Below are 20,592 nucleotides of genomic sequence, written 5' to 3' on the forward strand. Positions count from 1 at the left end.
TAACGAAGCCTTGTTAAATGAGCTAGAGCGACTGGATATCAAAGCCACCTTTTTCCCAGAACCGCTGGCCCGAAAGAGTGACAAGATGAGCGGGCAGAAACGCGGCAAATGTAAAAAACACCGGGAAATCGCCTCCGCCCATGCGCGCCGGGAAATTGATGGCGCCAAGCGGATTTTGCGCAATCTGGGCGAACGCAATCCCAGTGTTCTCATCCCGTCATTTACCCGACTACCTGAAAAGCTCGGACCGGACCTGGCCGACACCGGCTACTGGAATTTCCCCGGCGACAATCTGACAGAGCCGGACGACCCACAGGAAATCGCCGACCTTTTGGCCGAAAATGCCTTCCCCGGTGCGGTGGTGATCCTGCATCCGCTGTACAATCAGCGCGAACACATTCTCCAGGCGCTGCCAATCATCAGTGAGCGGCTGAAGGCGGAGGGATATGAATTTGCCACGCTCTCCGAACTGATGGAGCCCAAAAAGCCGTCGATACTGACCACCTGAGTACTACCTCAGCGCAAAAAAAAGGGCTGCATCCGCAGCCCTTTTTTTTGTGATTAATTCAGACCAAGCGGCGACGTCCCTTCTGCCGCACCACATGTAATGATTTTCACGCCAAACCAGAGGAATAATATTCACTTTCCCAACCTAGGCATAAATAATTCTTGACTGCACAAAATTTGCAAAATATTTTATTCCCCGCGATAGCGCTGTCTTTCTGTCGTAAATAACTCCATAACAAACGCGCGAGGGATAAGGATGCTCAAGCTTCCTCAGGCCATACAATCGGCTAACCGTTCTCTTATTCGCCTGGGCTCATTGAGCGCCCTGGCTATTGTTTCCACCGGGGCGCTGGCACAAGGCACTAGCGAAAGCCTGGAAGAAGTCGTTGTTACCGGGATTCGAGCCAGCCTGGAACAGAATATCGATATGAAACGCAACGCCGATTCGGTGGTGGATGCGATTACTGCCGAGGATATCGGCAAGTTTCCGGATAAAAACGTGGCCGAAGCGCTGCAACGTGTGCCCGGGGTATCCATTGACCGCGATTTCGGTGAAGGCGAGAACGTCTCCATTCGCGGTACCGACTCCTCCCTGAACATGACCCTGCTGAATGGCCAGACTGTTGCCACTTCACAGTGGAAGGTGTTGAGCGCGCTATCGCGCGGTTTCAACTACGCCATGCTGCCCTCGGATCTGATCGCCAGTGCCGAGGTGTACAAGACACCACAGGCGGATATTGACGAAGGCTCCGTAGGCGGAACCGTTATTCTGCGTACCCGTAAGCCACTAGACCTGGATTCCGGCACCGCATCGGTGAGCCTGGAAAGCCAGTACAGTGAGTTGCCGGATGTCTGGGACCCTTCCGGTTCTGCATTCGCTTCGTGGAAAAACGAGGCGGGAACATTTGGCGTATTGGGTGCGGTGGTATTCCAGGACCGCTCCGTGGAGCGCCATGGTGCCGAAGTACTTAGTAACTATGTACCCACGAATGCGCAGGATACCGGTGAAGAGGTCTACGTACCCTGGGGCCTGGGATCTGCGCTATTCCAGCAGCAGCGCGAGCGCCGCGGTATTGACCTCAACCTGCAGTATGCGCCGAACGAGCAGTTCGACGCGACCCTGCACTACCTGGCTTCCGAGCTGGGCGCGTCCAACATGAACCAGAATTTCCTGCCGTTGTCCCGCAATGCGGTGCGCGACGGTGGCACCAATACCCAGACTAACGGCAGTGTGGTGACGTCTTCCGATATCGATGGGGCACTTGCCGGCGGTCACGTCGCTTACGATGTGATTTATCGCGATGGCTCCAGTATGGATACGGACGTACTGGATCTGGAAGCCAACTACGATTTGGGCTTCGTTCGCCTGCACGGGCAGATAGGCCGCACCACCTCAGAGGGCAATGCTAACGACTGGTTCTATGAGTGGTTCAATCAGGCGAACGATGATCGGGTCAACTGGACCTATACCAACAATGGTCGCCCCAGCGCCAGCTTCGAAAACAGCGATTGGATTACCAATCCTACCGATGAGCTGGTGTTGAACGGTTACTTCGAGTCGCAGATCACCATGACCGATGAGGAGGCCTATGCGCAGATCGATGCGGAGTTCGATGTGGAGGTGGGCCCGATCAACCTGATCAAGGTGGGTTACAAGACCCGCGATCGGGACACCGGTCAGGACCGGGTCCGCACCTACGCTTCCAACTTGGGAGCGAACGGTAACGATGCATATTTCGGAACTGCCGCGGATTTCTGGAGCGGCGCTGTAGTAAGTGGTTTGCACGGTGAAACCGGCTTCGGTCCGGCGGCTTACTTCGATCCTGATCGCAGCAAGCTTAATGCGTACTTCGATGCACTGCCCGATTGCGCCGCCGGCAGTACTGAAATCTGTTCGAACCGCGACACCACCTGGTATCCCTCTATCTTCGATATCAACGAAAAAGTGGATGCGCTCTACGTGAAGGCGGATTTTGCCGATGATACGACTGGCCTGCGCGGCAATCTGGGCGTGCGCTATGTGACTACAGATACCACCTCCGGTGCCTGGAGCTTCTCTAGTGCGCAGGGCGAGTATGCGTACGATGAAGTGAAAGCGAAGTACTCCGACGTTCTGCCCAGCCTGAACCTGGCGTGGGATGCCAGCGACGACGTGGTATTGCGTTTCGCCGCAGCCAAGGTGATTGCCCGCCCAAGTCCAAGCCAGCTGACGTCTTCGGTATCGCTGACCCCGGAATCAAGTTCCGGCTCTGGCGGTAACCCGGAATTGGAACCCTACCGTGCGACACAATACGACCTTGGAGCGGAGTGGTATTTCGCCGAAGGTGCCATGGCCGCGGTGACTCTGTTTACCAAGCAGATTGACGACTATGTTTTCGATGAGATCCGCTCAGAGCAGGTTATCAGCCCTGACGGTGTACTGCAGATTGACTCCATGCGCCGGCCACAAAACGGCCCCAGTGTTGACCTGAACGGTGTGGAAACCCAGCTGCAATACAGCTTCGATAACGGCTTTGGTCTGGTGGGTAACTACACCTATACCGATGTCAGCGACGCGGAAACACAGAGTGGCCCGGTTACCCTTCCGGGCAATAGCGAGAATATGTTCAACATCAGTGGTTTCTATGAAAACGAACTGTTCAGCGCGCGTCTCGCGTACAACTACCGTTCGGAATTCTTCCGTGCGAAGACGGCCGTCGGCAGCCTGTACCGAGATGAGCAGACTTCGCTGGATGCCCAGTTCAGCTACTACGTTAACGACAAGCTGAGCCTGCGCGCCGAAGCCCTGAACCTCACCAACGAGACGGTGAACGATGTCTTCGCGCTGGATGGTGGCCCCACCCTGCAAGCGAGCGAATGGGAGAATGGCCGCCGTTTCTTCCTGGGGGCCAACTACAAATTTTAAGGGCATCCGTTGCTGAGGCTACGGGCTGATCTCTTGTTAGGCCCGTGGGTAGTCCTCTCGTTGTTTTCCTTGCCGGCACTTTTGTGCCGGCTTTTTTTTGCCAGAACTGGCCTACCCGGTGTTGGCGTTTCGCCCCCCACTACTCCTGACAATCAGTCGTGCACAAGCGAACCAGTCAGGTGTGCCCGCTTTCCGCCGACACTTGTGACCGAAAATACGGTGGTGTGGTCGCCTTGCTGCGACTGGAAACACACCTCTGTGGGAAGAAAAACCGGTTTGATAAATGCAACGTCCAGCGTAAATCTGTCCGGCAGGGCTCCAGCAAAGGTCTCGGTTTCCAGTGCTGCCAGGCAGCGCGCCTTGGTCCACATACCGTGGGCGATGGCACGGGGAAACCCGAACAATTTTGCCGTCGGTGCGCACAGGTGGATGGGGTTGCGGTCGCCGGAAATACTCGCATAGCGACGACCGGTATCGGCCGCTACCCACCAGGTGGTGCTGGTGGCCTCGCTGAGATCCGGTACGCCGCCGGCCTGCCCCGCAGAAGCGCCGCGCGACTTTGGTCTCTGCTGATGCTGCGCCCGGCTCAGCAGAGTGCTCACACACTCCCACACCAAATCACCGGCCACACGTACGCTGGTAATAAGTTCAAATTCATACCCCCGCTTTACCGCCACCGGTGGGCACAGGTCGCAGCGGATTTCCATCACGTCATCATCCCGCAGCGGGCGGTGCTGTGTGATGCGATTGCCGGTATGGACCACCCCCAATACCGGGAAGGGAAACGCCTCACTCACCAGCAGTTTCAGCTGCAGCGGCATAGCCAGAACAAAGGGATAGGTCGCCGGCAGGTACTGGCCGGGAGCAAAGCCGCAGACCTCGCGGTAAGCCCGCAGCAAAGCGCGGTCAATTGGCTGGTTGTGCAGAGTGACGCTGGCGAGAACCTGCTCCTCATCACCACTGAAGCTACCGGGCTTGCGGGCAGTCAGGGCGCGGAAATACAGTGGCAATATGGCCGGGCGGGTACTGAGATCAAACTGTAACGGCATGTGTGTATTTGCTGCGCGGGGCGCAGTGGCAATCCTGTGCATCTTAACAACGGGCTCCGCATGATAATTCGAATGGGAACGGGCAGGTAGCCTACTCCGACGCCATTCTGCCGCTCGATCATGCCGCATTAATGACAAAACCCGGCGATGGCCGGGTTTTGCGTAGAAAAATGCGAAAACGGATAAAGCCCGCAATCAGCTCTGGGGCAACTCGGTCACACCCATGTTGTACAGGGTGAATCCAAAGATATCCGCATACTGCTCAATGGACTTGGACACCGGGGTGCCGGCACCGTGGCCCGCATTGGTTTCGATGCGGATCAGGGTCGGCGCGTGACCTGCCTGCTTGGACTGCAACTCGGCGGCAAACTTGAACGAGTGCGCCGGTACTACGCGATCATCGTGATCCGCAGTGGTGACCAGGGTCGCCGGATAATTCACACCGGCTTTCACGTTGTGCACCGGGGAGTAGCCCTTCAGGTACTCGAACATTTCCTCGCTCTGCTCGGCAGTGCCGTAGTCGTAGGCCCAGCCGGCACCAGCGGTGAAGGTGTGATAGCGCAGCATGTCCATCACGCCTACCGCGGGCAGCGCCACTTTTACCAGGTCCGGGCGCTGGGTCATGACCGCACCCACCAGCAGGCCACCGTTGGAACCACCGCGAATCGCGAGGTAATCGCTGGAGGTGTAGCCCTGCTCCACCAGGTATTCACCGGCGGCAATAAAGTCATCGAACACATTCTGCTTCTGCAGTTTGGTGCCGGCATCGTGCCAACGCTTGCCGTACTCACCGCCCCCGCGCAGGTTCGGCACCGCGTACACACCGCCCAGTTCCAGCCACACCGCATTGGGGATGCTGAAGGACGGGGTCAGGCTGATATTGAAACCGCCGTAGCCGTACAGGATGGTCGGATTCTTGCCGTCGAGCTTGAGGCCTTTTTTGTAGGTGATCAGCATCGGCACCTTGGTGCCGTCTTTGGAGGTGTAGAACACCTGCTTGGATTCATAACCCGCCGGGTCAAATTTTGCACCGGACTCGCGGTACACGCTGGACACACCCTCTTCCACGTCAAACGCGAAAATGGTGGATGGGGTCTTGTAGTTGGTGAAGGTGTAATACAGTGTTTTGTCTTCGCGCTTGCCGTCCGGAGAGCTCACACTGCCCGGTCCCGGCAATGCGATTTCACGCACCTGCTTGCCGCTGTAGTCGTACTGATAAACCTTGGAGAGTGCGTCCACCATGTACTCGGCAAAGAAGTAACCACCGCCGGTGGAGGCCGTCAGCACATGCTCGGTTTCAGCAATGAAGTCTTGCCAGTTTTCCGGTGCGGGATTGGTCGCATCTACGGTCACGATTTTTTTGTTGGGCGCGTCGCGGTCGGTCACCAGGAACAGCTTGCTGCCCTGATTGTCGATCACGTAAGTATCGGAATCAAAATCGGTTACCACCGGCACCAGCGGTGCATCAGCCTTGGTGAGATCGACAATAAACAGGTCATTACCAGAGGTGGAGGTGGCTCCGGAAATCATCAGGTAGTGGTCGTCTTCGGTCACGGTACCGGAAACATAGCGGCGCTTCTGCGCTTCGGTGCCGCCGAATACCAGCACATCTTCAGACTGAGCCTGGCCCAGCTTGTGGTAGTAAAGCTTGTGCTGGTCAGTTTTGGCAGAGAGTTCGCTGCCTTCCGGTTTGTCGTAACTGGAGTAGTAGAAACCTTCGTTCCCTTTCCAGGAAATACCGGAGAACTTCACATCCACCAGCGGTTGCTCGAGAACCTCTTTGGTCTCGGCATTGATGATGTAGATCTTGCGCCAGTCGCTGCCACCTTCGGAAACCGCGTAGGCGGCGATGGAGCCGTCTTTGGAAAACTTCAGGGTGGCGAGTGAGGTGGTGCCGTCTTCACTGAAGGTGTTGGGGTCCAGGAATACCTCTGCTTCACCGTCGCCCTTCTTGCGCCACACCACGTACTGGTTCTGCAGGCCGTCGTTGCGGTAGAAGTAGGTGTAATCGCCTTCCTTGAATGGCGAACCCACTTTTTCATAGTTCCACAGGGCTTCCAGGCGCTGCTTCAGGGTGTCGCGGTAAGGAATTTGCTCCAGATAATCGAAGGTGACCTTGTTCTGGGATTTCACCCAGGCTTCGGTCTCCGCGCTGCGATCGTCTTCCAGCCAGCGGTAAGGGTCGGCAATCTGGGTGCCGAAATAAATGTCGCTAATATCGCCCTTGCGGGTCTGCGGGTACGTCAACGCCGCCATTTGCACCGCGGGAGCCGCCACTGCGGTTTCACTCATGGACTTGGTTGCCTCCGGGGATTCTCCCGAGCAGGCGGCCAGTACGCCGGCCACTGCCAGTGCGGAAAGTTTTTTCATTATTCGGGTTCCTCCGGGTTGTTCCCACTGTATTGAATGGATTTTGCAAAACCGATAGGAAACCCAATTCCGGCGCCCAGATCAAGGAAATGCCAGAAAGCGGGCAGTTACCATAGATTTATCGGGAGGCACAAAAAACCAAAAGATAATTACCTGCCAAACTTCAGGAGCACCAATCAATCGACTACGCCAGCATCACCCCGCACACCCCGGCAATCACCAGGGAGGCGAGCAGGCTCAGTACCGCGCCCTCGCGCACCATTTCCTGTATCCGCAACTTGCCGGTGCCGTAGGCGATGGCATTGGGGGCAGTGGCCACCGGCAGCATAAACGCGCAGCTCGCACACATGGCTGCGGGAATCATCAGTACCATGGGATCAAGCCCCGCACTGGTGGCGACCACCGCAAGAATCGGCATCAGCAGCGTGGCGGTGGCCGTATTGCTGGTGATTTCGGTAAGGTAAGTGACGGAAAGGCATAGCAAGAGCAGCATCAGCCACAGCGGCATCGTGGTGAGGAAGGTGAGCCCCTGCCCCATCAGGTCGCTGAGACCGGAAATTTCAAAGCCCTTGGCGATGGCAATACCGCCGGCAAACAGCAACAACATGCCCCAGGGAATGCTTTCCGCAGTGGGCCAGTCCAACAGGCGACCGCCCTTGCCATTGGGAATCAAAAACATCAACACCACCGCGCCAAGCGCTACGGTACTGTCCCCCGCGCCTTCCACCCCCAGCAATCCGCTCCAGCCACCAAACGGCTCGCTGCGCGTAACCCAGAACACGATCGCCAGCGCGAACACCAGCAGGGTCCGCACTTCTTCCGGTCGCCAGTCGCCGACGGCTGGGGATTCCAGGGATTTGTGCAGGCGGATTCCACGGGTAAGCCATATGGCCATCAGAGGCAGCGTGATCAGCACCACCGGCAAACCGATTTTCATCCAGCTGAGGAAACTGAACTCGCGCCCGGTAACCTCTTCATATATCCCCATAAAAATCACATTTGGCGGCGTGCCCAGCGGGCTGCCGACACCGCCGAGGCTGGCGGCATAGGCAATGCCCAGAATCAGCGCCACACTGAGGCGATGATTGTCCGCGCGGGAGAGGATCGCCAGCGCAATGGGCAGCATCATCAGGGTGGTAGCGGTATTGGAGATCCACATACTGAGCAGCCCCGAGGCCAGCATGAAACCCAACACCAGCTGGCGTCCGCTGGAGATACCCACCAATTTCAGCATATAGAGTGCCAGCCGCTCGTGGGCACCACTTTTTTCCAGCGCCTTGGACAGCATGAACGCACCCATCAGCAACAGGATCACATGGCTACCCAGTGACGATGCCACCAGCTTGTGATCCCCCACCCCGAACAACGGCAGCAGCACGAACGGCACAATAGAGGTCGCAGGAATCGGCAGCGCCTCGGTGATCCACCACACCACCGTCAGCAGGGTGATCGCCGCAGTAACTGCCGGCAGGTAGGACATACCGAGCGAGGTCAGCAGAAAATATCCGCCCGCCGCAACTGCGGGGCCAAGGAGCACAAACAGGGTTTTGGACATGATCAATCCTGGGTTTCTGCAACGAGTTCCTTAACTTCACGCGGCAGCTCGCCAATCGGTTCTGCAACCGGTTCGCGGCCCGGGGAAGCAGTCATATTTGAAGCTGGGGTGCGCCGTCGCAGCAGGAAATCCTCCGGTTCCCAGTCATGCTTGGGTATACCATCGTCATCCCGCTGATTTACGCTCCAGCAGCGAACGTGCACGTTGATTCCGTCTTTTACACGGGAAAAATTCAGCGTGGCGAAATTGTTATCGGAGATATGGCCGACGAATTTTTTGCGCGCGTTTCCCACTCTCAGGAAATCCACCGCTGTGCGAATCCCTGCGATGGGTCGATCAGGAAAAATTACAGGTTTCTTTTCCGGCTTGCTACCCGCGCTCGGCAGGCAGGAGAGTGCGGTGGATACCACCTCAACCACCTGCTTCCCGTTCAGTTCCATCTGGGCGAGGCGACTATAGTGCACATCCCCTGCCAGAATCAGAATATCCTGTGGGCAATCGTTCAGTGCCTGCACCAGAGGCTCGTATTGACTGGTGTCCGCCAGCGAGTGATCGCCAAACCCCATCTTCACTGCCAGTGCGGAAATTGTTCCCTTGAGATTGTCCTTGAAGCTCTTGCCCTGGCGCAGGTGCCAGTTGGTCAATAGCGGCGCGGGCAATACCAGTACTCCGGGACATGTTAACTCCCGCAGCCAGGTACACACCCGTGCAAGGGTGACGGCATCAGTAAACTCGGTGTCGTACCCCGGCTGCCGTTGCAGACAGGTGTCGAGATAGAAAAATTCCAGCTCATCACCAATAGCAAACTGACCCGAGGCGTTGCCCGCGGGCAGCTGATAAGCGTCAAACATCGCCTGTGCGCACTCACGCCAGGTCTGCTGCAGATTTTTTTGCTTTAGCCCGCCGAAAAAACCCGGAGCATTCGGGTAGTCGTTCCAGAATTCGTGATCGCCGGCGAGGAAATGGTGATTACCAGAGCGCAGTACCCGATACAGTCCTTCGCCCCAGTTGTTGCGATACTCCTCGGAAAAAATCCTGTTCAACTCCGCCTTACAGGCGCTATCACTCATACGGGCGAGACGCTGGGACTTGAACAGGCTGAGCCCTGGAATCGGCCGGAACCCCCAACCTGAGGTGGCGACAGCGGTATCCAGGTACACCTGGTCGCCCCCCAGAAACGATACATCCGGTCGGCAATTTGGCGGGAGCGCGTCGAACGCTGCTCCCAGCGCCCCCCCGTCCTCCTTGCCGTAAAAACAGGAGCCATACCAGACATTGAAACCGTCTGCGAGATTGTCCGGGCGGGCGCGACACTCGGCGTCGGCGAGTTTTGCCGCTTCCCCGATTTTTTCCTCGCCCCACAGGGAAAGATGGTAACGGCGGCCGGCTATAACAGGTAAATGCAGCAAGGTGTAGCGCAGGGATGGCACCGCGCGCTCCAGCTCCACCGGGATATCCCCGTTGCTGGACTCGTGAGCTGGCACCGGCCCTGCATCCTGCGGTGTGCAACGCAACCACATCCGCTCGGGCAACAGCTCGCGGTGCGCCCCGATCCAAAGCTGTAACCTGCCCTGCTCACAATAACCGTGCGGCACCAGCATAAAACCTGAAGTTGTCGCATCCATACCCTGACATTCCTGCCTGTATTACATTTTTGTTGTGTTTTTCGCCCTGTTTAATACAGGCGCGCCACATGGTCGCAGAATATCACCAGAGGTCAACACAAGCGCCAACTGGGATAAACTGCCGGGTAAGTGATCTTTGCAGGGACTTGGTTTTGGAGACTGAGGTTTGGGAACTTTCTTCGCGATTATTCTGTTCGCCATCCTGATCTGGGTGGTGCCTATGATGTGGCAGCGCACACGCCGGCGCTACCTGCGCTCGCGTCCGCTGAGCCGCCAGCAGATAACAATCCTGGCGAACCGGCTCGCGCTGTTCCCGTACCTCCCGAAAGCAAGGCAGGAAGAACTGAAGCGCAATATCAGCCTGTTTTTGCGAGACAAGGAATTTGTCGGCTGCGACGGCCTCATTATCACGGAAGAGATGCAGGTGGTGATTGCTGCCCATGCGTGCCTGTTGCTACTCGAACGGGACAACAACTGCTATCCCGATCTGCGCACGGTACTGGTTTACCCCGGTGCCTATGTGGCAGAGGAAACCCACTACGATGGCCACATTCGCTCCACTCACACGAGTGCCCGCGCCGGCGAGGCGCATTACCGCGGGCCGGTGGTGTTGTCGTGGCATGACTTGCAGCAGGGACTTGCGCACCCCGAACGGGGGCACAACGTGGCGATTCACGAGTTTGCCCACAAGCTCGACGAAGAGGATGGCTATGTTGACGGGCGGCCGCCGTTTGCAAAAAGTGCCGACGGCAAAACCTGGGCACCGGTGATGCGGGAAGCCTTCGAGGAGTTGCGCCAGCGGATTCACGCGCTGCGCGGGGAAATTACTTCAGATAGTGGGGGCATAGATACCCCACCGTCGGTCCTGGACACCTACGGCGCCCAGTCCCCGGCGGAGTTTTTTGCGGTGGCAACCGAGGCTTACTTCGTTATTCCAACGGCGATGGCTGCGACTCACCCTGCGCTGTATCGCGAGATGCAAAAATTTTACCAAACAGATCCTGCCGCACTGCTGCATGGAAGTCGTCCGGGCGATTGATATCACAGTTGATCGCCGGGTCTGGAACTTCCACGTCGTACACCGCATCACTGTAGATACGCAGCACCTTTTCCACGCCGGTGCGACGGAGGCGTGAAAGCGCGGTGAGATAGCGGCGGCCGATGGCGATGGGATAGCCGCGGGTTCCGGCACACACCGGCACACAGATGCGGTCTTCCCGGACCGCTTGCAGCAGTGTCACCATGGTTTCCGGCTCGACGAAGGGCATATCCCCGAGGCACACCAGCACGGCCTTGGGATTTGCCCCCTGTCGCTGGATCTGTTCGACACAGGACGCGAGACTGGCGCCGATACCCACGGGCCACACCGGCGCATGGAGAACCTGTACCGGCATTTTGCTGAGGCCGTTGGCGATCACCGGGTCGCGGGCGCGAATAACCACTTGCACCCGGGTATTTTCAAGGATGGAGGCTGCCGCCAGGGCGGTCTGCAGGGTGCGCAGCAACATGGGTTCACCCTGAATGCTGGCGAGGCGCTTATCACCACCGAATCGATGGGAGTAACCGGCGGCCAGGACGACAATCGAATATTCCATTTCGTTTTCTCCCATCGTTTTTTATCACGTATTTTTAACGTTCATTTTTTATAGACGGTCAGTAATCCTTCTTCCACTGCAGTTCCACACTTCCGCCGCCACTTTCCTCGTTGTCTGCGGACTTGATATCCAGGCGCAAATTTTTGCGTAATTCGATCTGCATTTCCGCCCGCCAGGGGTTCAGCGGGTCGGTGCTGCGCTGCAGTTCGAGGTAGATACGGCTGGTGATGTACTTGCCGAGGCTCAGGGAGTACTGGTCCCCTTCGTCCGTGGCTTCCGATTCGAAATCCAGGGTATCGAGCCCTACCAGATCACGGGTACTGGCAAGCGGGTCGAATCCGGTGCCACCGGTCTGCAGAGTGCGTACCACGGTGACCAGGCGCACCGCCTGCAGCGGCGAGATATCCGTCAGGGACTTGCCAAACAGCAGCTGTGCAAAGATCTCGTCCTGGGCCGCATCCGGGCTGGAACTGAACTCGATTTTCGGGTTGTCGGTGGTGCCGGAAATCTCCGCAGTGATCTCCCCTTCCGGATAGGTATGCACCCCCTTCACATAGATGACCGCGACATTGTTCTGGAACTGCACCTGCCCCTCCTGCAGTTCGAACTTCTTGCCCAACAGGTCGAACTTGCCGCGCACGATGGTGAGGGTACCGGACGCCTGTGGATCGGCGGCAGTACCGGCGATCTCCACCTTGCCCTTGAGATTGGAATCGAGCCCGAGGCCGCGCACGTAGGATTGCTGGTCCAGCACGATTTCCAGCGCCAGGGCGATATTGCCCATGAGCGGGGAAATCTCCTCCTGCTCGCCACCGTCTACCTGCACTTCGATCACATCGATTTCCGGCACGCTGCTGCCAATAAAGTGCTCCACCTGCACTGCCAGCGGCCGCAGGTTCAGGGAGCCTGCCAGCAGGGCATCTTCGGTGTTGCCGGTAAGGCGCAACTCACCGGAGAAGGCACCCTTGGCGCCTGGCATATTGAGCAGATGCGCATTGCGTGCGGTCACTGAAAAATCCAGTGAGGGCGGCTCTGGCGCGTTGAAGGTCACTTCACCGGCGAGATCCACGCGCCCGCGGTCGCCATCGCGCGCGCCGGCCTCCACCACCCGCCAGGCTTCCGGAGTTAGATCGGCAACGAAAACGATATTGGTCAGGCGTGTATTGCTGGGGCGGTGCTCGTAGGAGCCCCCCTGCAGGTTGATCTTGCCGCGGGCGTTGGGTGCCGCAGTGGTGCCATCCGCCACCAGGTTGAAGTCCAGCCGGCCACGCATGGTGTGAATTTCCGGGTCGAAGAAGGCACCCAGTGCCGCCAGATCGGCGGTGCCATTGGCTTCCAGGTCGATGGGCAGTGGTGGCGATTCGCCCGCGGGCTTCTCGCGAAACAGCTGTTCGAGGATCGGGGCGATGGCGAGGGTAGCCTGGGCATCCGCAGCGGTGCGGCTGCCGTGGCTGGCATCCAGGTTCATTTCCAGGTCGCCATCCCGCGTCTGCCATTCCAGCGCCAGGGTCAGGGGCGACTGCACCAGGGCGTCATCGCGCAAAGTGGGCGCGCGGCCACTGATGCGCAGTTCACCAGCAAGGTCCGGATCTTGCGGGGTACCGCGAGCGGTGGCCCACAGGTTCAGCTCGCCGCTGTCACTGATATCGGCGCTCAGCCACTCCTCAAAATCCGCCAGCACCGCCTGGGCGCGCAGTTCGAGGTCCAGTGAATCCGCACTCAGGCTGCCGTCGGCGGTCAGCTGGTTGCGGCCAGCCCACAGCAACTTCACGTCCGACAACTGCACCTGTGCCTTGCCGTAACTCACGTCCCCCTGCGCCTGCCAGGGCTCGCCGCGATACTCCCCCAGCCCCAGGATATTGGCGGTGGCCTCGGGATCACTGAAGGGCCCTGTAAACTGGCCGTCGATACTGAGCTCGCCGCGCAGGGACGGCGGCAGGTTCACCCCCGCAAGGCGCGCAAGCCGCAGTGGAATATTGCGCCCGGCCACACTGCCGTTGGCGCGTTGGGCCTTGGGTTCCACCACGCCGTTCAGCTCGAGCCAGGCATTGCCGCGCTGGCGCGCCTGCTCGGACTCGGCCGCCAGCGCCGCAGTGCCGACTACACGCTCCGGTGATTGCGCCAGAGGATTTTCCGGGGTGGTCTCGGGCTTTTCGTCTGGCAGCAGTGACTGCTCTGGAGTTTGCGGCGAACCCACACCAGCACTGGCGACGGCTGCCGCCGCAGCACCGGTGAAAAGATCCAGGCGCAAGTGATCGAAGGTGATGGACTCGGCATTGCCGGCGGCGCCACCGCGCAGGCGATAGCGGTACTCGCGGTACTCGCCATCAGATGACAGGCGCGCCGACATTTTCGGGTTATCCCAGGGGCCGCTGACCGACACCACCGCATCCATACTGACCTCGGTGCCCTCGTCCACCGGCAGCCCGAACTGTTCGGCGGGTCTCAACCCGCGCGCGGCCACATCCAGCTGGAACTGCAGCGCCTTGCGCTCGACATTCACCTCGCCGCTGCCGCCTACCCTGAGCCCTTCACCCTCCAGCAGCAGATCACTCACGACAAATTTATTCAGGTTGCCCTCGGCCCTGCCCTGCAAGCGCGTCTCCAGCTCCTGATACTGCACATCACCTGCGAGCTTTACCCCAAGGCGCGGGTTGTTCCAAGGGCCGACGGCGGTCACCTGCAAGCGCTCGATGGTGCCATCCAGTTCCGGGGGAATCTCCAGTTCGCGGGTTTCCTCGAGAGACGCGAGAATCCGGCGGATTTCCATAAACGGCAGTTGCGCAATCTGCCCTTTCAGATCGATGGACTCACTGCCAATGTCCACGCTGCCGCTGGCATCCAGTTGCGCCTTCGCCAGCCGCAGGCGCGCCGTGCGGAGGTAGATCTTGTCGCCGATGGTTTCCACTTCACTGGTAAGGTGCAACGGCTGCTTTTGATAAGAGGTCTTGAGCTCCAGGCTGCCGTCCGCATTGGGTAACGCCAGCGGGCCTTTCACCGCGAGGTCGGCGCTCAGCCACCCGCCCTGAACAAAGTCCTGCCACGGCTGGGAAATGGCGACCGGCAGGCGATTCAGCAGCACCTTGAGGTCCATCGCCTCGCCGTCGATGCGACCGCGAATGCTGTGGCGGGTGTCGTCCACCGTAAGCGTCAGGTCGTCGGTAGTCACGGACCAGGGCGCCAGCACCACATCGCTGTGCCCACTCAATCCGAAGCGGTGCTCCACCAACGGCAGAGAAAAGCGCTCGGCGGTGACTTTCAGATGATTATCACCGACAAGCTCCAGCAGGAACTTGCCGTCCGCATCGAGGTTCTCCCCCTCCGGCAGCAGCAACATACGCGGCAGGAAGCCCCCCGCCATCTCACTGGCAGACAGGGTGAGTGCATACACCGTATCGCTCTGCATCTGACCCTTGAGCTGCAGGTGCAGCTGATGCCCCGTCCCATTGCCGGACTCACTCACTGAGACTTCGGCAACATCCAGGGTCAACGCGGATTCACGCCCGGGCCAGTGGTAACTGCCCTCACCGTTGACCGCCACCACAGGGAAGTCCTTCAGGCCCTTGTCGATGACCGTGAGCTGCTGCACCGCCAGGCGCTCGAGCCAGATGGCCGGGATCGAGGGGGCTCGCGCCTCTTCCACCACCTCTTGCACGTCGTCTTCGCTGATGTGAGCTTGCAGGTATTCCCCCAGCAGCGTGTTGTCGAACAGAAAGGTCTGCGCGCTCAACTCGGGAATATGAATCTGGTATTGCCGCAGGCGCTGCATATCAAGGTGCAAGGTAAGCTTGCGCCCCTCCACCATGGGCTGGTCCTTGTAGCGCACCTGTAACAGTTCGAAGTACCAGCGCCCCAGTTGCGGGCTGCCGATGCCCTCAGCGTCGATGGCAAGATCCGGCAGATAGTGGCGGGCGATGGCGAGACCACCGTTGGTCAACGCCACCCTACCGTTCTCCGTGCCCACCAGGAAAATCGCCCCTAACAATGGCAACAGCAGAACAACGGCGATCAAAGTAAGGCGTGGCCAGTACCGGCTTCGGCGCCGGTTGCCAGGTCCGGGCTCGTGCGGGGTGGGCGTGGACTGCTCGGACATCATCAGAATGCCTGCCCCAGGCTCACGTAAATCTGGTAGCTGCTGTCATCCAGATCGTCGCGGCGGTCCAGCGGAAAGGCGATATCAAAGCGCAGCGGTGCGAAAGAAGTCATGTAGCGCACACCCAGGCCCGCGCCCCAGTAGAGATCATCAAAACTCGGTTGCGGATCCGCATAGGCATTACCGCCATCCAGAAACAGCACGCCGCCCCAGGTCTCGGTAAAGCGGAAACGGCCCTCGAACGACACTTCGCTGAGCGCCCGCCCGCCGATAGGGTCGGAAAGTGTCGGCGGTTCACCGGGGACGGTGGAAGGTATCAGCCGCCGCGGTCCCAGGGCCTGGTAGCTGTAGCCGCGCACAGAGCCGCCGCCACCGGCGTAGAAGCGTTCGTCCGCGGGAATATCCAGGTTGTCGATGCCGCTGATCACACCGGCCTTGATGCGCACCGCCAGGGTCGGATCAAAACGGGTCTCCTCGGCGGTGAGGTAGCCGGTGGCCACCAGGGTATTTTTTACAAAGCGGGTGCCGGTGCCCTTGAGGTCAAAATAGGGTTTGACCTCCATCGCCACGGTGGCGCCGCGATGGGCGTCCAGCAGGTTGTCGGTGGTGTCGATCTTGATGCCCAATGGAAACGCCAGCAGGTTGTAGCTTTCGCTTTCCTGCCCCTCTTCCTGCACATCACTGAACTTCAGCTCGCCACCGACACTGAACGTGCGATTTCTCGTATGGCGACGGGAAAGAGTACCGCCAAAGGTAATGGCCTCAGACTGGTAGGAATCGCGGTCTTCATTGGAAGCTTCGGCCTTGGCGGTAAAGTCCTGGTCATCGCGGAAAAAGCGCGGTACCAGTAGCTCGCCCTTTAAGGACTGTTTCACCTCATTGACCCGGGTTTCCACCTCGATTTTTTCACCGCGCCCGAGAATATTGCGGTGCTCCCAACCCGCGGAGACACCTGGTCCCTCATCGGAGGTGTAACCCACACCGAGGCGCACGGTGCGATGTTTGCGCTCGATCACCAGAAAGGTAATGTCGACGGTCCCCTCAACGGGTTCGGATACCTCAGCGTTCACACCGGCAATCAGGTTGGTGCGCAGCAAGCGCAGTTTTGCGGTATCCAGCTTGTTGCGACTAAAGCAGTCTCCCGGCTTCATTTGCAGGCGCTTGCGCAGGAACTCCTCGTTTACCGTTTCCACCCCTTGCACGTGCACCTGCCCGATATGAACTTCGGGGCTCTTCGCCACCCGGTATTCCAGACGCGCCGCGTGCTCACTGTGAATGACGGTCGCCTGGTATTTCACATCCACATTGAGCAGGCACGCGTTTTCCGCGAGATAGGTCTCTATCTTTTTTACGCCGGCGGTGACCTTTTCCGCTTCCAGCGGATCGCCTTCCTGTAACCCCACCCCGGGAAAACCCGCTTTCAGGTGTGCCGGCATGCGCACATTGATGGATTTGATGCGGAACTGCTCCCCCGGTACCACCCGATAAAGGATCTCGCCATCGGTCACCGACTGGCGCACACGCCCATCGTAGTAGCCGCGGGAGCGCAGTAATTTCTCCAGGGTGCCGCGCTCGTAGCGCGCCACATCCACTGGATCTTCATAAGATTTGAGAACACTGCTCGTTTTGCGCTGTTCGTTCAGCTGCTCACGCAACCAGTCCTGCAACGTGCGATCTTCGGCCACGCGAATTTTGAATTTGGGAAGATTGTCAAAAAAAGGCAGCGCGAAGCCGTCCTGTGGTAGCAGCAATAACATCGCCGCCAACAGGATCGCGGTAAATATCGAAGGGAATACCGCTCTTCGAGCGAACTGGAAATCGCGCAACTCTACAACCCACTTGCCAATCATCACCACTGCGACGCTATTGGAGAAAGAAAGTTGCCAACGTTTTGACAACTTTACCGGTCTTTACACCCGCGCAATGGTTATTGTGCACAGGCGCGACCTCCCTCACCGATCCGCCAGTAGCCTCAGCGCCCCGGCGCTACCGGGCTACCCGCGCGCTCCATCAGCGGATTGCAGTTTTTGATGATGACCCGGCCTTCCAGCAGATTGCCCTTGGAGTATTCGCTGAAAATGCACTCGTTGGTGCGCGGATCGTAGTTCTCCACCCACAGGTTATCGTCTTTCCAGGTGGATCCCAGGTGCCGCTGCCCCTCCGGCACGCTGATACGCATGACACCACCAAAGCGTTTAACGAACACCTGTTCGAAGTGAAAGTAATAAGCGAGCCAACCAACAAGAAAAATGATGGCGGCGACGATGGCACCTTTACTGAGGCTGCCCAACCGACTGCCGGCAAACAGGCTCAAAATGACAAGAGCGATAACGGCGGCCCAATACAGGTATGTAATCATGCTTATCTTCCGTGACGTTATTGGTTTACGGGCACTGTTTTTTGCTACCAACAGGGTAGCGCAGATTGGCTGGCGCGGCATAGCGCCGATGGCAGGGAAACCGCTCAGGGAAAGGCTACGGAGTCTACACCGGTAGACGTTCGGCTCTACCTGAAGGATGAGCCGGGACCACAAAATCTACCACCGGCTTGATTTGGGTCAAGGGCGCCAGCGGGCGCCACTCTACACTGGGGACATGTAAAAACAAGTGATTATTTTCAACTCAGGAGGCCGTCATGGACGCAATGATCGATCTTTTCACCAGCTTTTCTGGCCTGTTGAGCCTGGGCATTATCGGGTTCGTATGTGTCATGGCCGGGTACTTTACCCGCATGGCCCTGAACAAAATGAACAAGGAGCTGGAGCAGCAGGCCAAATAGCCGTTCGCTCGCTCAATGACGGAGGTTACCCCTCCGTCAGTTCTGCCAGATTCTCATACAGCTTCAGCGCCTCAGGATTCGCCAGTGCCTCCTGATTTTTCACCGGCTTGCCGTGTACCACATTGCGCACCGCAAGCTCGACAATCTTGCCGCTGATGGTACGGGGAATATCCGCTACCTGGATCACCTTGGCGGGCACATGGCGCGGGGTGGTATTGGCGCGGATGGTGGCGCGGATCTTCTGGGTCAATTCGTCGTCCAGCGTCAGCCCCTGTCGCAACACCACAAACAGCACCACGCGCACATCGTCGCCCCAGTCCTGGCCGATACAGATGCTGTCCAGCACCTCTTCCACCTTTTCCACCTGGCGATAAATTTCCGCGGTACCAATACGCACACCGCCGGGGTTCAGCACGGCGTCGGAACGGCCGTAAATGATCACACCGCCGTGTTCGGTGATTTCTGCGTAGTCGCCATGGGCCCAGACACCAGGCCAGCTGTCAAAGTAGGCACCGTGGTACTTGCTGCCGTCGGCATCGTTCCAGAAACCGATCGGCATACAGGGGAAAGAGCTGGCGCACACCAGTTCGCCCTTCTCTTCCAGCACTGGCTTGCCGTCGTCGCTCCACACCTGTACCGCCATACCGAGGCCACGGCACTGCAGTTCCCCCGGGTATACCGGCAGGGTGGGGTTGCCCAGGGCGAAACAGGAGATGATGTCGGTACCGCCGGAGATGGAACTCAGGCAAACGTCGGACTTGATATCCCGGTACACATAGCGGAAGCCCTCATGAGCAAGCGGTGAACCCGTGGACAACACTGCACGCAGACGCTCGAGTTTGTGGCTCTCCCGCGGCTTGCAATCCGCCTTTTCCAGCGCGGCGATGTATTTGGCACTGGTGCCAAATACGCTGATGCCTTCCTCGTCCGCCATATCCCACAAACTCTGGGCTGCCGGGTAAAACGGCGAACCGTCGTACAGTACCAGCGTGGCACCACAGGCGAGACCGCTCACCAGCCAGTTCCACATCATCCAGCCACAGGTGGTGAAATAGAACAGGGTGTCGTCGCGGGAAATATCCGTGTGCAGGCGGTGCTCTTTGATGTGTTGCAGCAACGTACCGCCCACCCCGTGCACGATGCACTTGGGAACCCCGGTCGTTCCGGAGGAGTACATGATGTACAGGGGATGGTTGAATTCGGTTTGCGCAAAGGTGAGTGGGCGCGCCGGCGCCTTAGCGACAAACTCGTCGAGCTCAATCGCGCGATCCAGCCCGGCGATACTCTCTGCGGTCTGTTGTGCGGAGCGGGCTACGGGCACCACTACCAGCTTTTGGATCGAGTCGATCTGCTCGACGATCTGCTGGAGGCGCGGCAACGAGTCGATGACTTTGCCGTTGTAGAAATACCCTTCGCAGGCAAACAGGATTTTCGGTTCAACCTGGCCGAAGCGGTCCAGCACACCGTTGATACCGAAATCCGGGGAACAGGATGTCCAGATGGCGCCGAGACTGGTAGTGGCGAGCATGGCCACCGCGGTGTCGATGATATTCGGCATAAAGCCGGCAACCCGGTCGCCCTTGGCCACACCGGCAGCTGCCAGCGCAGCAGCGAGTCGCTCCACATTTTCAAACAGCTGGCCATAGCTCAGCTCGCGGCGACGGCCATTTTCCAGCCGCTCGACCAGCGCCGGCTTGTCATCGCGGAAGCGCAGCAGGTTTTCGGCGAAATTCAGTCGCGCCTCGGGAAACCACTCGGCACCCGGCATGGTGTCACGCCCCAGAATCTGCGAACCGCGAACACTGGCGACAACCTCACCGAAATCCCACAGCTGGTTCCAGAACTGCTCACGGTTCTCCACCGACCACTGGTACAGGGCGTGATAATCCGGCAGTGACTGCTGGTGCTGTTCGTTGACCTGGCGGCGAAACTGATCCATTTGGGTGGCGGCGATGGCCGCATCCGTGGGTTGCCACAGGGGTTGCACTGGGTTGCTCATCTCGGCTGGCTCTTCTCTTATTGTCGGTTTAGCGATCGGGCCTGTGGGGATTCACTGAAGAAATCATGCCCGTCTGAATGGTTGACCATTATTGGCCATCTCGCCATGTAGACAAT

13 protein-coding genes are annotated in these 20,592 nt (G+C 58.7%); 4 read left to right on the top strand and 9 right to left on the bottom strand.

The features are described 5' to 3' along the window. Both VIL80_RS05475 and VIL80_RS05480 read left to right on the top strand, forming a co-directional pair. The coding region (locus VIL80_RS05475) for a polysaccharide deacetylase family protein (protein ID WP_332035140.1) at nucleotides 1–508 on the top strand (508 nt) is incomplete at its 5' end. A 255-nt stretch (nucleotides 509–763) separates the two neighbouring features. Further along, a complete protein-coding gene (locus VIL80_RS05480) occupies nucleotides 764–3,412 on the top strand; it encodes a TonB-dependent receptor (RefSeq protein ID WP_332035141.1) in 2,649 nt (882 codons plus the stop codon). Nucleotides 3,413–3,564: 152 nt separating this feature from the next. Here VIL80_RS05480 and VIL80_RS05485 read toward each other — a convergent pair whose 3' ends face one another. From VIL80_RS05485 to VIL80_RS05500, 4 genes are all read right to left on the bottom strand, one after another. Further along, on the bottom strand, nucleotides 3,565–4,461 hold the full coding sequence (locus VIL80_RS05485) for a MaoC/PaaZ C-terminal domain-containing protein (protein ID WP_332035142.1): 897 nt from the start codon (nucleotides 4,459–4,461) through the stop codon (nucleotides 3,565–3,567). Nucleotides 4,462–4,656: 195 nt separating this feature from the next. Further along, nucleotides 4,657–6,831, bottom strand: coding sequence for a prolyl oligopeptidase family serine peptidase (locus VIL80_RS05490; RefSeq protein WP_332035143.1), 2,175 nt, complete (start codon nucleotides 6,829–6,831; stop codon nucleotides 4,657–4,659). Between the two features lie 184 nt (nucleotides 6,832–7,015). Further along, entirely contained in the window at nucleotides 7,016–8,386 is a 1,371-nt protein-coding gene (locus VIL80_RS05495; RefSeq protein ID WP_332035144.1) for an SLC13 family permease, read from the bottom strand. 2 nt (nucleotides 8,387–8,388) lie between these two features. Further along, nucleotides 8,389–10,011 (bottom strand): metallophosphoesterase family protein, encoded by a 1,623-nt coding sequence (locus tag VIL80_RS05500; protein ID WP_332035145.1) that lies wholly within the window; start codon nucleotides 10,009–10,011, stop codon nucleotides 8,389–8,391. A gap of 166 nt (nucleotides 10,012–10,177) precedes the next feature. On the opposite strand from VIL80_RS05500, the gene VIL80_RS05505 reads away from it, so the two are divergent. Further along, a complete protein-coding gene (locus VIL80_RS05505; RefSeq protein ID WP_332035146.1) occupies nucleotides 10,178–11,050 on the top strand; it encodes a M90 family metallopeptidase in 873 nt (290 codons plus the stop codon). Here the strand turns inward: VIL80_RS05505 and VIL80_RS05510 are convergent. The 4 genes from VIL80_RS05510 to VIL80_RS05525 form a co-directional block, all read right to left on the bottom strand. Continuing rightward, nucleotides 10,941–11,606: a nucleotidyltransferase family protein gene (locus VIL80_RS05510; protein WP_332035147.1), complete on the bottom strand. Its 666-nt coding sequence runs from the start codon at nucleotides 11,604–11,606 to the stop codon at nucleotides 10,941–10,943. The genes VIL80_RS05505 and VIL80_RS05510 overlap by 110 nt on opposite strands. A 58-nt stretch (nucleotides 11,607–11,664) precedes the next feature. Beyond that, entirely contained in the window at nucleotides 11,665–15,549 is a 3,885-nt protein-coding gene (locus VIL80_RS05515; RefSeq protein ID WP_332035148.1) for a translocation/assembly module TamB domain-containing protein, read from the bottom strand. Nucleotides 15,550–15,701: 152 nt separating this feature from the next. Continuing rightward, nucleotides 15,702–17,597, bottom strand: a complete 1,896-nt coding sequence (locus VIL80_RS05520) for an autotransporter assembly complex protein TamA (RefSeq protein ID WP_332035149.1) — start codon at nucleotides 17,595–17,597, stop codon at nucleotides 15,702–15,704. A gap of 74 nt (nucleotides 17,598–17,671) precedes the next feature. Then, on the bottom strand, nucleotides 17,672–18,058 hold the full coding sequence (locus VIL80_RS05525) for a hypothetical protein (RefSeq protein WP_332035150.1): 387 nt from the start codon (nucleotides 18,056–18,058) through the stop codon (nucleotides 17,672–17,674). Between the two features lie 275 nt (nucleotides 18,059–18,333). On the opposite strand from VIL80_RS05525, the gene VIL80_RS05530 reads away from it, so the two are divergent. Further along, a complete protein-coding gene (locus VIL80_RS05530; protein ID WP_318953706.1) occupies nucleotides 18,334–18,477 on the top strand; it encodes a DUF3149 domain-containing protein in 144 nt (47 codons plus the stop codon). A gap of 25 nt (nucleotides 18,478–18,502) precedes the next feature. Here VIL80_RS05530 and VIL80_RS05535 read toward each other — a convergent pair whose 3' ends face one another. Further along, nucleotides 18,503–20,476 carry an acetoacetate--CoA ligase gene (locus VIL80_RS05535; RefSeq protein WP_332035151.1) on the bottom strand — a complete coding sequence of 658 codons (1,974 nt, stop codon included), beginning with the start codon at nucleotides 20,474–20,476 and terminating at the stop codon, nucleotides 18,503–18,505. Between the last annotated feature and the right edge of the window lie 116 nt (nucleotides 20,477–20,592).

This window comes from Microbulbifer sp., assembly GCF_036563125.1.
GTDB lineage: Bacteria > Pseudomonadota > Gammaproteobacteria > Pseudomonadales > Cellvibrionaceae > Microbulbifer.